19 protein-coding genes are annotated in these 13,065 nt (G+C 65.4%); 9 read left to right on the top strand and 10 right to left on the bottom strand.

What is annotated here, in order from left to right:
• The first annotated feature begins 82 nt into the window (after positions 1 to 82).
• Positions 83 to 358, top strand: a complete 276-nt coding sequence (locus tag ACUXST_RS10260) for a DMT family protein (RefSeq protein ID WP_458389876.1) — start codon at positions 83 to 85, stop codon at positions 356 to 358.
• Positions 359 to 428: 70 nt separating this feature from the next.
• On the opposite strand, the gene clpS is transcribed toward ACUXST_RS10260, so the two are convergent.
• Positions 429 to 785 (bottom strand): ATP-dependent Clp protease adapter ClpS, encoded by a 357-nt coding sequence (gene clpS, locus ACUXST_RS10255; protein ID WP_458389875.1) that lies wholly within the window; start codon positions 783 to 785, stop codon positions 429 to 431.
• A 130-nt stretch (positions 786 to 915) separates the two neighbouring features.
• Positions 916 to 1,653, bottom strand: a complete 738-nt coding sequence (locus tag ACUXST_RS10250) for a phasin family protein (RefSeq protein ID WP_458389874.1) — start codon at positions 1,651 to 1,653, stop codon at positions 916 to 918.
• Between the two features lie 139 nt (positions 1,654 to 1,792).
• Here ACUXST_RS10250 and gmk point away from each other — a divergent pair, with 139 nt between their 5' ends.
• On the top strand, positions 1,793 to 2,446 hold the full coding sequence (gene gmk, locus ACUXST_RS10245) for a guanylate kinase (protein ID WP_458389873.1): 654 nt from the start codon (positions 1,793 to 1,795) through the stop codon (positions 2,444 to 2,446).
• Here gmk and ACUXST_RS10240 read toward each other — a convergent pair.
• Genes ACUXST_RS10240 through ACUXST_RS10215 form a run of 6 tightly spaced genes read right to left on the bottom strand, consistent with a single transcriptional unit; the run spans position 2,443 to position 6,231 of the window.
• Positions 2,443 to 3,138: an ATP12 family chaperone protein gene (locus ACUXST_RS10240; protein ID WP_458389872.1), complete on the bottom strand. Its 696-nt coding sequence runs from the start codon at positions 3,136 to 3,138 to the stop codon at positions 2,443 to 2,445. The genes gmk and ACUXST_RS10240 overlap by 4 nt on opposite strands.
• Positions 3,135 to 3,365, bottom strand: a complete 231-nt coding sequence (locus ACUXST_RS10235; RefSeq protein ID WP_458389871.1) for a hypothetical protein — start codon at positions 3,363 to 3,365, stop codon at positions 3,135 to 3,137. The genes ACUXST_RS10240 and ACUXST_RS10235 overlap by 4 nt, the downstream gene beginning before the upstream one ends.
• Positions 3,358 to 4,023: an HAD-IA family hydrolase gene (locus ACUXST_RS10230; RefSeq protein WP_458389870.1), complete on the bottom strand. Its 666-nt coding sequence runs from the start codon at positions 4,021 to 4,023 to the stop codon at positions 3,358 to 3,360. Before ACUXST_RS10230 ends, ACUXST_RS10235 begins: the two co-directional genes overlap by 8 nt.
• Positions 4,020 to 5,090 (bottom strand): RluA family pseudouridine synthase, encoded by a 1,071-nt coding sequence (locus ACUXST_RS10225; protein ID WP_458389869.1) that lies wholly within the window; start codon positions 5,088 to 5,090, stop codon positions 4,020 to 4,022. The genes ACUXST_RS10230 and ACUXST_RS10225 overlap by 4 nt, the downstream gene beginning before the upstream one ends.
• Positions 5,091 to 5,110: 20 nt before the next feature.
• Positions 5,111 to 5,482 (bottom strand): ribose-phosphate pyrophosphokinase, encoded by a 372-nt coding sequence (locus ACUXST_RS10220; RefSeq protein WP_458389868.1) that lies wholly within the window; start codon positions 5,480 to 5,482, stop codon positions 5,111 to 5,113.
• On the bottom strand, positions 5,479 to 6,231 hold the full coding sequence (locus ACUXST_RS10215; protein WP_458389867.1) for a DUF4893 domain-containing protein: 753 nt from the start codon (positions 6,229 to 6,231) through the stop codon (positions 5,479 to 5,481). Before ACUXST_RS10215 ends, ACUXST_RS10220 begins: the two co-directional genes overlap by 4 nt.
• A gap of 87 nt (positions 6,232 to 6,318) precedes the next feature.
• Between ACUXST_RS10215 and ACUXST_RS10210 the strand changes: the two genes are divergently transcribed.
• The 3 genes from ACUXST_RS10210 (at position 6,319) to ACUXST_RS10200 (ending at position 7,693) form a co-directional block, all read left to right on the top strand.
• Positions 6,319 to 6,540 carry a hypothetical protein gene (locus tag ACUXST_RS10210; protein WP_458389866.1) on the top strand — a complete coding sequence of 74 codons (222 nt, stop codon included), beginning with the start codon at positions 6,319 to 6,321 and terminating at the stop codon, positions 6,538 to 6,540.
• Positions 6,537 to 7,133 carry a YdeI/OmpD-associated family protein gene (locus tag ACUXST_RS10205; RefSeq protein WP_458389865.1) on the top strand — a complete coding sequence of 199 codons (597 nt, stop codon included), beginning with the start codon at positions 6,537 to 6,539 and terminating at the stop codon, positions 7,131 to 7,133. Before ACUXST_RS10210 ends, ACUXST_RS10205 begins: the two co-directional genes overlap by 4 nt.
• A gap of 80 nt (positions 7,134 to 7,213) precedes the next feature.
• Positions 7,214 to 7,693: a hypothetical protein gene (locus tag ACUXST_RS10200; RefSeq protein ID WP_458389864.1), complete on the top strand. Its 480-nt coding sequence runs from the start codon at positions 7,214 to 7,216 to the stop codon at positions 7,691 to 7,693.
• Between the two features lie 41 nt (positions 7,694 to 7,734).
• Here the strand turns inward: ACUXST_RS10200 and ACUXST_RS10195 are convergent, their stop codons facing one another.
• Both ACUXST_RS10195 and ACUXST_RS10190 read right to left on the bottom strand, forming a co-directional pair.
• Positions 7,735 to 8,175 carry a hypothetical protein gene (locus ACUXST_RS10195; RefSeq protein WP_458389863.1) on the bottom strand — a complete coding sequence of 147 codons (441 nt, stop codon included), beginning with the start codon at positions 8,173 to 8,175 and terminating at the stop codon, positions 7,735 to 7,737.
• A 57-nt stretch (positions 8,176 to 8,232) separates the two neighbouring features.
• A complete protein-coding gene (locus ACUXST_RS10190; protein WP_458389862.1) occupies positions 8,233 to 10,023 on the bottom strand; it encodes a PHA/PHB synthase family protein in 1,791 nt (596 codons plus the stop codon).
• 18 nt (positions 10,024 to 10,041) lie between these two features.
• On the opposite strand from ACUXST_RS10190, the gene ACUXST_RS10185 reads away from it, so the two are divergent.
• From ACUXST_RS10185 to ACUXST_RS10170, 4 genes are all read left to right on the top strand, one after another.
• On the top strand, positions 10,042 to 10,662 hold the full coding sequence (locus tag ACUXST_RS10185) for a trimeric intracellular cation channel family protein (RefSeq protein WP_458389861.1): 621 nt from the start codon (positions 10,042 to 10,044) through the stop codon (positions 10,660 to 10,662).
• A gap of 32 nt (positions 10,663 to 10,694) precedes the next feature.
• Positions 10,695 to 11,873, top strand: coding sequence for an LL-diaminopimelate aminotransferase (locus tag ACUXST_RS10180; RefSeq protein ID WP_458390047.1), 1,179 nt, complete (start codon positions 10,695 to 10,697; stop codon positions 11,871 to 11,873).
• A 71-nt stretch (positions 11,874 to 11,944) separates the two neighbouring features.
• Entirely contained in the window at positions 11,945 to 12,526 is a 582-nt protein-coding gene (locus ACUXST_RS10175; RefSeq protein ID WP_458389860.1) for a hypothetical protein, read from the top strand.
• Between the two features lie 57 nt (positions 12,527 to 12,583).
• Positions 12,584 to 13,060, top strand: a complete 477-nt coding sequence (locus ACUXST_RS10170) for a DUF2721 domain-containing protein (RefSeq protein WP_458390046.1) — start codon at positions 12,584 to 12,586, stop codon at positions 13,058 to 13,060.
• Positions 13,061 to 13,065: the final 5 nt, after the last annotated feature.

Below are 13,065 nucleotides of genomic sequence, written 5' to 3'. Positions count from 1 at the left end.
GCGGGACTCGCCTGCCGTTCAAGCAGCCGAGCGACTGCGGCGCATGCTGGAATGGACGCGCGGGCGCGAGTAGTGCGCGCCGATGCCTACCATCCTGCTCCTCATCGTCTCGAACATCTTCATGACGCTCGCCTGGTACGGGCACCTGAAGTTCCCGCACCTGCCGATGATCACAGCGATCTTCATGGGCTGGGGCATCGCTTTGGTGGAATATTGCTTTGCCGTGCCGGCCAACCGCTTGGGCTACGTGCACGGCTTCACTGGCGGGCAGCTCAAGATCACACAGGAAGTGATCACGCTGATCGTCTTCGCCGTCTTTGCCGCAGTGGTGCTCAAGGAGCCGGTCGGCTGGCGTTGACTGGGTGCGTTTGCCTGCCTAGCCGGTGCGGCGGCATTCATGTTCGTCGGGCGAACCTGATCCGGGCCGGTCAGGCCTTTTCGAGCGTGCACTGGAGCGGGTGCTGGTTCTCGCGGGCGAAGTCGATCACCTGCGTGACCTTCGTCTCCGCAACCTCGTAGGTGAAGACGCCGCAAACCGCGACGCCCTGCTGGTGCACCTGGAGCATGACTCGCGTCGCGTCCTCGATGCTCATCGAGAAGAACTGCTGCAGGACAAGGACGACGAACTCCATCGGAGTGTAGTCGTCGTTGAGCATCAGCACCTTGTAGTTCGACGGCTTCTTGGTCTTGGCGCGGGTGCGCGTGGCGACGCCGGTCTCGCCCTCGTCGAGACCATCCCCCTTGTCGGGGCCATTCGCCGTGCTGGTCAGTTCGCGGATACTCATGTCGTCCTGAAATATGGCACGCAGGCAAAGTGCGGCAAGGCAGCACTTGTCATGCCTGTAAAAAAAGAGGCGGCCGCTCCCTTGAGAGCGACCGCCTGGAGCCGTTGCCAGACTTTAGGAGGGGAGAGGGTCAGGCAACGAAAGTGTTGAAACGCTCGGCGTTGGCGCTCGCGCGGTTCGAAAGCGGCTGGAAGGCCTCGCCGGCGAGCTTCACGAACGACTCGGTCAGCTTCGAGCTCTCGGCGACCAGACGGTCGAAGGAAGCGCGGGCGAAGTCGCTCTGCAGCTGCAGATATTCGGTCGGCGACTTGGCTTCGGCGAGCGAACGGATCGCATCGGCGGTCTGCTCGACACCGTCGCGGCTGCTTGCAACCACGTTCTGGCCGATCGAGCGGGCGCCCTCAGTGGCGACGCGGGTCGACTCGACGAGCGCTTCGACATTGGCGCGGCTGAGCTCGGCGAGCTCTTCGGCGACGCGCTGGCTGCGCTTCACAGCGTCCTGCGTGCGGCCATTGGCGTCAGCAAACAGGTTCTGGAACGGCGCTGCGCCCTGCAGGGCTTCGAAGCCCTTGAAGAAGGTGTTCGTCACGTTTTCAATCCTTTCCGGAGCCGCCGCGGCAGTGCGGGCGGCCTTGCGAGTGTTGCGGCGCGGCTTGGCCGTGCGCTGTGTCTTGGTTGTGCGGCGCGTCGCCTTCGGCGCTGCGGCAGCTTCGCGGCGCTTGGCGCGGCGAGCGACAGTTGCGCGCTCACGGCGAGTTGCCTTGGCGCTTTCCTTGGCGACTGCTTCGGCAGTATCAGCGACCGCCTTGGCAACGTCCGCCGGCGCTTGGGCAGCGGCCTGAGCCTGGACCTTGGTTTCCTCAGCCATCGTAAATAACCTCGTTCGTTGATGTGATTCCGTGTTGCAGTGCACAATAAGCGCTGCGACGCAGCATTTCAAGCCCTGATTTGTGCACTGCGGCAAGCCGCCGCTTGACGCGCACGGTTCGCCGGAAGCAAGAGCGGGCATGGACGCCGCGCCCGACCATCCAGCCCGCCGCCGACGCGGCCTGCTGATCGTCCTTTCGTCACCATCGGGCGCCGGCAAGTCGACGATCTCGCGGATGCTTCTGGAGGCAGACGACGACGTGACCATGTCCGTGTCCGCGACGACGCGGCCCCGACGGCCCGGCGAGTCGGACGGCGTGGACTATTATTTCGTCGGCGATGCCGAGTTCGACCGGATGATTGCCGCGGGCGAGTTCGTCGAATGGGCGCGCGTGTTCGGCTACCGTTACGGAACCCCAAAGGCGCCGGTGAAGGCCGCGCTTCGCAAGGGGCACGACATTCTGTTCGACATCGACTGGCAGGGCGCACGGCAGCTCGAGCCGGACTTCGGCGAGCACCTCGTGACCATCTTCCTGCTGCCGCCCTCGATGGCCGAACTCGAGACGCGCCTTCGCAAGCGCGGCACGGATTCGAACGACGTGATCGAGCACCGCATGCGGCGCGCTGCCGACGAGATCGATCACTGGGCCGAGTATGAGTATATTCTCGTCAATCGCGACATGGACGCATGCCTGGCCCGCGTTCAGGCGATCGTGATGGCGGAACGGTCCAAGCGTGTGCGGCAGACGGACCTGGTGGAATTCGTGCGAGACCTCGTCGGCCCTCAGCACTAGGCGTCGAGCAGCTCCAGAAAGTGCGCGGCCGCGATGAAATCGCGATGGCGATTTTCGAGCGCCACTTCCGCTTCCGCATCAGCGCCCCACTGATCGAGCTGCCAGCGCTCGTCGACGCTCACCGCCTCCCAGGCTTGCGCGACCGATACCGCCTTCTCAAGCACGGCCAGACCAGCGATCAACGAGCCGCCAATCGTCACCAGCGGCGACAATCCGGCAAGCTGGAACGGATCTAGAGCGGCAACGGTATGGGCGAGCCGGTTTACGGTCGCAGTCGGCTGCGGGACGTGCACGATCCCCGCCGTCGTGCAGAAGTCGACGTCGTAGCGCCGGCGCGCCCAGGCGAGCAGCGGGTCCCAGACTTCCGCCTGACGCTCGGCCAACGCTCGCGGTGCCTCCGCGCGATAGCAGGTCAGATCGGCCTCGCCATAGCCCGCGAGGCTTGAGGCGAAGGCCTGCCGGTCCGGCTGCACGCGGTCGATCGCCGCATTGGCAAGCCCCGTCAACGGCATCGCCCCCGGCTCCATCTTTTCCTCTACGCCAGCCCATTCGTCCGCGATGCCACGGGCGAGCTGTTCGGTCGGTACGGACAGCGAAGCCCGAGCTGGCGTGCGCACCGGGCGGCCGTCGAGGCGCACGCTCCAGCCGTCCCCACCGTGCTCGACGACAACCTCTTTCCAGAAGCGTTTCATTGCGAGCCCGCATCCTCCCGCTCCCAGGCGCGCTTCAGCAGGCGCGGAGCGAACAGCGCGTCGATGACGCCGAAGATTGCGATGATCGCGCCGACTTGCGGCCAGCCGCCGGGTCGAAGCATGTCCGAGTAGGCGATCGCGACTCCGAGCAGGAAGATGCCGAGCCCGCCGAACCGCGCGGCAGTGTACAGCGCGAAGCGGCGCTTCCAGGTCGCTTCGTCAGGCATCGACACCGCTCCGCACGAGATCGAGCACGTCGAGCGGCCGCTCGGCAATCGCTGCAGCGCCCGCCGCTAGCAGCTCCTCCGCTTCGTGATAGCCCCAGGCCGCGCCGATCCCGCGAGCACCCGCCGCCGCGGCCATCGCCATGTCGAAGCTGGTGTCGCCGACGACGATCGTCGTTTCCGGGCGTGACCGGGCGTCGGCGATCGCCTGCTCGACCATCGACGGGTGCGGCTTGGACGGGTGCCGGTCGGCGGTCTGGAGGGAAATGAAGCGGGCGTGGATGCCGTGCTGTTCAAGACAATGGCGCAAGCCCCGGTCCGACTTTCCGGTAGCAACCGCGAGCAGCCAACCTTTCGCTTCGAGAGCGTCGAGCAGCTCGAGCACCCCCTCGAACAGCGGCTCCTCGACACGCCCAGCGACCCGCATCGCCATGAACACACGCTTGTAGTCCTCGGCCAGCCGGCGGTGATCGCCGTCGCCAAGCTCCGGAGTCAGCTGCGCAATGGCTTCGACGAGACTAAGCCCGATGACCCGCCGCGAGATTTCCGGCTGCGGCACTGCAATCCCGCTGGCGCCGAGGCTCTCCGACAGCGCCGCATAGATGGTCGCTCCGCTGTCGACGAGCGTGCCGTCGCAATCGAACACGGCGAGCCGGTTCACCGCCGCTTGCCCTTGTCGGAGCCTCCGCGCGACCGGCGCTCGCCACGGCGATTTGCCGGCTTGGCCGTTCGCGGCGCCAACTGCGGGGGTGGCGGAGGTGGCGGCAGGTCGCCGGTCGCGCGATCGAAACTGAGCATCGTCAAGCTCTCGGCAAAGTGCGCGGGCAGTTCAGCCGTTACGTCGATCTTGCCGCCGGTCGGCGCGTCGATGCGGATGCGCCGCGCGTGAAGGTGGAGCTTGCGGCTGACGCCGCCGGTAAGGAACGCCTCGGGACCGCCGTACTTGGCGTCGCCGACAATCGGGTGGCCCAGCGAGGCCATGTGTGCGCGAAGCTGGTGCGTTCTCCCGGTCAGCGGCTGCAGCTCGACCCAGGCGGCGCGGTTCCCGGCATTGTCGATCACGCGCCAGCGAGTCTTGGCGGGAAGCCCGTGCTCCTCGCTGATATGCATTTTCTCGCCGCCAGTGCCGGGCTGCTTGGCAAGCGGCGCGTCGATCTCGCCCTGGTCACCAGACGGATTGCCGACCACGAGAGCCCAGTAGATCTTCCGCGCCGTCCGGCCGGAAAATGCCTTTGCGAAATGGTTCGCCGAGCGCGCGCTCTTGGCAACCAGCAGGGCTCCGGACGTGTCCTTGTCGAGGCGGTGGACCAGCTTGGGACGGCCACCCTCATCGGCGAGGCCGTCGAGCAGACGATCGAGGTGCTGAGTCGTCTTGGTGCCTCCTTGGGTCGCGAGGCCAGGTGGCTTGTTGAGGACGAATGCGTTCGCATCCTCGAAGATGACCATGTCGCGGACGAGCTGCGTCTCTTCGTCGGTGAGTGCCTCGCGCTTCGGCTGCGGCCGCGCAGGTCGAGCTTGCGGCGGGGGCGCGGGAGGGATGCGGATCTCCTGCCCGGCTTCGAGCCGGTCACCAGGCGCGGCCCGCTTGCCCGCCACCCTCAACTGACCGGTTCGCGCCCAGCGCGACACCATGTTGAACGTGACGTCAGGCAAGTGCCGCTTAAACCAGCGGTCCAGGCGGATGCCGTCGTCCTCATCGTCAACGCTGAAGCTTCGAATGTCGGTCACGCGGCGCCGATTAGCGAAAGCTAGGCCTCGCGTCCCGCCCAAAACTCGAACGCTCGCTTCTGGAGCTTGCGAATGAGCTTCGCGGCGGCGGGCCCCTCCCACAACCCGGTGTAGCCGTGCTTGGGCGCTCCCCCGATCCACCAGCCCTGGCCCGGCAAGCCATCGGACTGGCGAACCACCAGGACGGCAAGCTCCGGCTCGCCGTTCTCCTCGGCTTGATCATCCACGAAGGCCAGCACCTTGCACACCGCGCGCATTTTCGGACGGGTGAACTGGTGCCCAAGGAGCGCGAGCAGCTCCGAATAGGTAATCGGCTCTCCTGCCCGGGCCGACGCGACGAGGATGGCGCGCACTTCCGCCGGATCGGCGAGCAGCCCCGCGCCTTCGCTCACTCGGGCTGGTTGGCGACCGGAGTCAGCTCGAACACGTCGAGCTTCGAGGTGCTCTGCGGCCACGGAATGACGAGCCGCCAGCGGAACGGGCCAACGCGCTCGAGCACACCCGCCATGTCACGCTTCGGATCGTCGCCGTAAGCAACCGGCTGCTGCTCGTCACCCAACGCGAGGCTGCCGAGGAACACCAGGCGGCTCTGGTCATCGTCTTCCCACAGGCGCCCGGCCGGGCGCTGGCTGCCGGTCTGCTTGACGATGGTGAGCAGCTCGTCTTCCACTTCCACGTAGCAGAAGAAGGGCTTGAAGCTCTCGTACGGCTTGCTCTTCGCCGTCGCCTTGCCGAGCTTGATCAGCCGGCAATTATAACTGCCGGGTGTCGGCGCTGGCCGCGGCAGGGCGCCCCGGGGCTTCAGTAACGCCCCTTCTTTCTCGATCTCGCCGGCCGAATCCTTGCGGGCGTCCGCGAGCGCCGACTGCCATGCCAGGCCCAGCCGGTTTAGCCGGTCGCGGTCGGCAGCCGTGGCGACCTGGCGCCACACCGACGACTTGCTCGGCGCTTCCACGGTGACCCGGGGAATAGCGCCCGATGGCGGCGTCTGCTTGGTCTCGCATGCAGCTACGGCCGCCCCGAGCATGAGCAGGGCAGAAATCCGCGCGAACCTGGCCAGTCCAGCCATAAACAACCTTTCGAGATTTCGGTCCAAGTGGCAGGGCTCGCCGTCCCTTTCAACCAACGCGGCGTTCAGCATGAGCGTTCAATGGCAGGGTAGCGCTGCACTCCTCTCTGGATTGTGAACGGGGGAGCGCGAAGCGTTCACTGCTGTTATGCAGGGATCATGTTCAACGTCGTTTCCCTGATCATCGGCTTCGTCGCACTCGTCCTGGCGGTCGTCGCCTTCCTCCCGCTCCTCGGCATTGGCGAATGGCTGGTGCTCCTGCTCGCCATTTTTGGCGCCGGCATCGGCACGATCTCGCGCGGCACTTCCGGACGCAACCTCAACCTGTTCGTGATCGTCGTCGCCGTGCTGCGGCTGATGCTCGGCGGCGGCATCCTGTGACCCGCGATCCCACAGTCGACGCCTATATCGCGGCCGCGGCGCCGTTTGCTCAGGATATACTGACGCGAGTGCGGGAGCGGGTGCATGCCGTGCTCCCCAATGCCGAGGAGACAGTGAAGTGGCGCATGCCGGCCTACACCGTTGGCGGTAAGCTCGTCCTCATCACCGCCGCCTTCAAAGCGCACGCGGCGCTGAACTTCTGGCGCGGTCAGGAACTGGAATCGAGCCATTCGACGGTCGGCGCCATGGGCCAGTTCGGCAAGCTTAAGTCCATCGACGACCTGCCGCCGGACGCAGAGCTCGACCAGCTCATCCGTGAGGCGGCGACTCTCGCCGCCGGAGCCCCGGCTCCCCGCAAGGCGAAGCATGCGCCCAAGGCTGCACCCGAAATGCACCCTGCCTTCGCGGCCGCCCTCGACAAGGCGCCGCAGGCGAAGGCGACGCTCGACGGGTTCGCGCCCTCGGCCCGGCGCGATTATCTGGAGTGGATCGCCGAAGCGAAGCAGGACTCAACCCGCGACAAGCGCATCGCCACCGCCATCGGATGGCTCTCCGAAGGCAAGAAGCGCCATTGGAAGTACGAGAAGTGCTGAACCAGTGATGGTTGGCGTTCGGTCGCTAATGTCCGCTTTCGACCAATTGCGGACATTACCTTAGTCCGTAGGTTGCAGTAATGAATGCTGCCCTAAAAGCCACCGTCGCGGCAGTTCCTGAACGGACGATCAAAGTCGTCTGCGGAAGCGTCGCAGTTGGAGCGGCTGCAATCATCCTTTTGATCGTCGGCCTGTTTCGTCCGTCGCTCGGCGCGGTCGTCAGCTATGGACTGATCCCCTTGGCCATAGCGGTCGTTGCGTGGGGCATCCTCGCCTTCATTAGGCTCCGTCTGGTGGGTTTCATGCCAAGCGATGCTCGTGACGCAGACGTCATTCCAAGACGTCTTCAGCCGTGGATACGCGGATGGCTTCTGGTCCGCTGGGGCTTGCTCGGTAGCGGGCTTTTGCTCGTCCTCGTCGGAGTAGCGGCTGGTATCGCCCAGCGCGATCTACTCGGTGTCGTCATCCAAGCGTTCGTGTATCTTGCTTGGGGCCGAATGCTGTTGGACGCGGTCTTTGGTGCCACCTTCAACGCGAGTGTGATCTCAAGTCGGAGGTAACGTCCGCTTTCCACGCAAACCTGCCGCCATTGAGTTGGAGGCTACTCGGATACTCGAGGGTCGAACTCGGTGGCGAGCCATGCGGCTACAACAACAGCAAGAACGACCGAAAGGCCGGCAACAGGTAGCAGCCCGACCGACAGCGTTGCCGCTGTCCACATGTGGTCCAGCTCGGCACGTTCCGCCGCCTGATAGCCTTGGAAATAGAAACACAGCAGTGCAACCATCGAGATCGCGAAGATGAGCAGGACAGTTCGAGACCGCGCTCGCCTTTCCACCAGACCACATACGCCCGCCACGGCGAGAAATGGTGAGAACAAAAGAACGGTGCCAACCAGCTCCACGCGGGCCCAATAGAGATGCTCGTGCAACGCCGCGGCAAACGGCTGCCCCGCAAGTGAGGTCCTGGCGATAACGTCAGCACCAGCCGTCGCGGCGGCAAAAATCAAAACCGCAATCGGGAGGTAGACCTTCAGTCCCATGCGCTCACATTACTCGGCTTGTGTCCACTTTCCACCCAAAGCAGACATTGGGGACGCTCACCGCTCCTTGACGTAAGTCCCCGGCGCGTCGCCAAGCGCTTTCACTTTGCCCTTGCCCGGCACGCGCGCGCCACTCGCCTTCACCGTTGCCGGGCCCTGCTCCTTCAGCCACGCCAGCCAGTCCGGCCACCAGGAGCCCTTGCGCTCCTCGGCTCCCTCGATGAAGGATTCGAGCGTCCCGCACGGCGTCTCGTTGACCCAATACTGGTACTTCTGCGCGGCCGGCGGATTGACCACGCCGGCGATATGGCCGGAGCCCGCAAGCACGAACCGCTTGGGCCCGGCGAAATGGTCCATGATCTTCCAGACGCTCTGCGGGGGCGCGATGTGGTCTTCCCGGCCGGCCTGGACGTAGGTCGGCGTCTTCACCGAGCCGATGTCGATCGCGGTGCCGGCGACGCTGATGCCGCCCTGTTCGGCCAGCTTGTTCCCCTTGTAGAGCGTCTCGAGATAGTGGCGGTGCCAGCCGGCGGGCAGGTTCGTCGTGTCGCTGTTCCAGTGGAGCAGGTCGAACGGCGGCGGCTCCTCGCCCAGCAGGTAGTTGTTGACCACATAGTTCCAGATGAGGTCGCGGCCGCGCAGAAGGTTGAACGTCGCGGCCATGTAGCGCCCGTCCAGAAACCCCTTCTCCTTGGTCAGCTCCTCGAGCAGCGCCATGGTCTCAGGGCCGGTGAACAGCTTGAGGTCGCCGGCTTCCGCGAAATCGACCTGGGCGGTGAAGAAGGTCGCCGACTTGACTTTGGCCGCCTCGCCTCTCGTCTCCAGCAGAGCCAGGGTCGCGGCGAGCGTGGTGCCCGCCACGCAATAGCCGATCGCATGGACCGCCTCCACGTCCAGCAGCTCGCGCACGGCATCGATCGCGTCGATCTGGCCGTCGAGGACATAGTCGTCGATCGACACATGGGCGAGGCTCTCGTCCGCCGACTTCCAGCTCACCATGAAGAGGGTGATCCCCTGGTCCACGCACCACTTCACGAAGCTTTTCTCGGGCGTGAGATCGAGGATGTAGAAGCGGTTGATCCACGGCGGGAAGATGACGAGCGGCGTCTTCAGCACGTCGGGAGTCGTCGGCGTGTACTGGATCAGCTCGTAGAGCGGCGTTCGGCGGACGACCTTGCCCGGCGTGGTCGCTAGGTTGCGGCCGACCTCGAACGCGCCCGATTGCGTCTGCGTCAGCTGGCCCGCCGCAATGTCGCGGAGCATGTTGGACAGGCCCTTGAGCAGATTCTCGCCCCGGCTCTCCAGAGTCCGTTTCAGTACCTGCGGATTCGTCACGGCAAAGTTCGACGGACTCATCGCATCGACGAAACTGCGGGTCGCAAAGCGCAGCCGCTCGCGCATCGCGGGATCGAGATTGTCGACCTCGTCCACCGTCCCGAGCAGCTGGTCGGAGATCTGAAGGTAGGTCTTGCGGATCGTGTCGAAGATCGGGTTCTCGCGCCATTCCGGAGCAGCGAAGCGGCGGTCCTTGCGGTCGGCAGCTCCGTCGGCGGAAGGCGCCGCAGCACCGCCGAGCACCTTGCCCCAGGTCTCGAGACCCTTCGCCCAGGCCTGCGCCCCGGCCGCCATCATGCTGGCTGGGTCTGCCATCGGTGCGGCCGATTGTTCACCGAAGCCGAAGGCGGGCGGCGACCAGCCAAGCGCGAAGTTGGGCAACGGCTGGTCCTTCTTCAGGCCATTCGCCCAGAATTCCATCAGCATCTGCTGCGCACGCCCCATGACCAGCGTCCAATGCTGCCAGTCCTGCAAGCTCGGGATCGCGCTGCCCGTTTCAGTCTCGTCCGCCATGGGGCTAATGTAGGCGTCATGCAGGTGTCCCCGCAAATTCCATCCGCGCTCGTCCTGCTCGACTATTTCGGAATCGGCGTATTCGCGATTTCCGGGGCGCTCCTCGCCGCAGAGAAGCGGCAGACGCTGGTCACCTTTATCTTCTTCGCGGTCGTGACGGGCGTGGGCGGCGGCACCCTGCGCGACCTGCTGATCGGCGCTCCCGTGTTCTGGGTGCACACGAATGCGACTCTTCTGATTTGCATCGGTGCCGCTCTGGTCGTGTGGCTGCTCAGCCGCCGGCGCTTCGCAGGCAAGGCGCTGCTATGGTTCGACGCAGCAGGACTCGCCTCCTACGCAACCTACGGCTCTGCCAAGGCGCTGGACTACGGAGTAGCGCCCGTGCCGGCTTTCGCGATGGGCGTACTCACCGCGTGCGTCGGCGGAATCATCCGCGATGTGCTTGCCGGCGAGCCGTCCATCCTCATGCGTCCCGAACTGTACGTGACCGCCGCAGCACTCGCGGCCGGGCTATTCGTCGGCCTGACCCTCTCGGGAGTTGCTGGACCGATCGCAGCAACCATTGGGGCGATGGCTGCATTCGGCCTTCGCGGTCTCGCCATCCATCGCGGCTGGTCGCTGCCCGCCTACAGGGATTGATGCACCGCAGCATCGCGACCATGACTCTCGCGATGGACTCGGATTTCTACCGCATTCAGCGCCTGCCGCCGTACGTCTTCGCCGAAGTGAACGCGATGAAGGCAGCGGCGCGCGCCCGCGGGGAGGACATCGTCGATCTCGGCATGGGCAACCCGGACGGTGCTCCGCCGAAGCACGTGATCGACAAGCTATGCGAGGTTGCCGACAAGCCGAACGCCCACCGCTACTCGGCTAGCCGCGGGATTCCCGGACTCCGCAAGGCGCAAGCCGCATATTACCAGCGCCGGTTCGGGGTCACGGTCGATCCGGACACGGAAGTGATTGTCACCCTGGGTTCGAAGGAGGGGCTGGCGAACCTGGCGCAGGCGATCACTGCGCCTGGTGATGTCGTGCTTGCTCCCAACCCGTCCTACCCGATCCACACCTTCGGGTTCATCATCGCGGGCGCGGCCATCCGCTCGATTCCTGCGGCGCCGGGCGAAGACTTCTTTCGCCGCCTCGAGACGGCGATGCGCTACACCGTCCCTCGCCCCAAGGTGCTGGTGGTCGGCTATCCGTCCAACCCTACGGCTTATGTCGCCGACGTCGACTTCTATACGCGCCTGGTCGGCTTCGCCCGCGAACATGAGCTGATCGTGATCTCCGACCTAGCCTATGCGGAGATCTACTTCGGCGAGACGCCGACGCCATCGATCCTGCAGGTGGAGGGCGCCAAGGAGGTGGCGGTCGAGTTCACGTCCATGTCCAAGACCTATTCGATGGCCGGTTGGCGCGTGGGGTTCGCGGTGGGCAACGCGCGGTTGATCGCGGCGCTGGCGCGGGTGAAGTCGTATCTCGACTATGGAGCGTTCACCCCGGTGCAGGCCGCCGCCGTCGCAGCACTGAACGGGCCTCAGGACATTATCGAGCAGAACCGCAACCTGTACCGGAAGCGCCGCGACGTGCTTGTCGAGAGCTTCGGCCGCGCCGGCTGGACGATTCCAGTGCCCGAGGCGTCGATGTTCGCCTGGGCGCCGATCCCGGAGCGCTTTCACAATCTCGGCTCGATCGCGTTTGCCAAGATGCTGCTCACCGAGGCCCATGTCGCGGTCGCGCCCGGAGTTGGCTTCGGCGAGGAAGGCGAAGGCTTCGTCCGCATCGCCCTGGTCGAGAATGAGCAACGCCTTCGCCAGGCCGCACGCGGCGTCAAGAAGCTGCTCAGCGCTGCGTAGCGGATCGCCCCGCCGGAACCTATCTTCGCGCTCAGGGTTCGCCGCTTAGCGGAAGGGATCGGACCGGCACCGTGACGACAGACGCCCAAAGCAGCGATCGGACGCGAATCCGCGCGCGGGGAATGCGCGTTGCGGGGATTCTCGTCATTCTTCTCAGCGCCGGCGCTGCACTGCTCCCGGCAGGCAAGCGGATTTCCTCGGATGTTATCGGCGGCTTGCTGATTGCCGCCGGACTGGTCGAGGTCGTCGCCGGCTCCCTCCGGCGCGAGGTTCGGGCCTATGCCATGGCCGCGGGTGCCGTCACGGCCCTTGCCGGGCTGCTGTTCGTGCTCAACCCCGACACGCACTTTTTTCCGACGGTGTGGCCGATTATCGGCTGGCTCCTCCTGCGCAGCCTGATCCTTGGGGCCGCAAGCACGCAGGCGCGCGGTTCGGTGCGGACCTGGACTGGGCTCTCGGCTGGCATGGACCTGTGCCTGGCCGCGCTTCTGATCACCGGCCTCTCCATCGCGACGATCGTCGTCAGCATCTTCGGACCTACCCGGCCACTCATCGCAAGCTTCGCGTGGATCCTGGCCGCAAGCTTCGTCGTGAATGGCCTGCTGATGCTCGACGTCGCCAGTTGTGAAGACGACAACGCCGCGCGCGCCTAACCGCCCGGCGACTGGAACTCCTGCCCGCCCCTGAGGCATAGGAACACCGTGCTGCAGATGGTACCCGTTACCGACCTTTCCGCGACCATCGTGGGCGACATCGTGCGCCAGGCGGTTGCGCCGGTGTTCTTGCTGAGCGGCATTGGTGCTTTCCTCAACGTGTGCGCGGCCCGGCTGTCGCGGATCGTCGACCGATCGAGGCAGGTCGAACCGCTGCTGCTCGACAGTCGCGGTATCGAGCACGAACGCTGGCTTGGCGAGATGCACATCCTCGATCGCCGCATGGCGCTGGTCTCCTGGGCGATCACCCTTGCGGTGCTTTCAGCAGTCCTTATCTGCCTCGTTGTCTCGCTGCTGTTCGCGGCCAGCCTGACCCGGGTCCATTTCGGAACGGCGATCGCACTCCTCTTCATCGGCTCGATGATTGCGATCGGCGTCGCCTTTTCCGTATTCCTCGTCGAGACGCGGGTCGGTTCGCGGGCCGTGCGAGTCCGGTCCGAGCTGCTGCAGCATCAAGTCGACGATAAGGGCTGACTGGA

The sequence above is a fragment of the Sphingomonas sp. F9_3S_D5_B_2 genome (assembly GCF_054263715.1).
The sequence above is the reverse complement of the archived record's forward strand: the minus strand, read 5'-3'. Positions and strand labels throughout refer to the sequence as shown.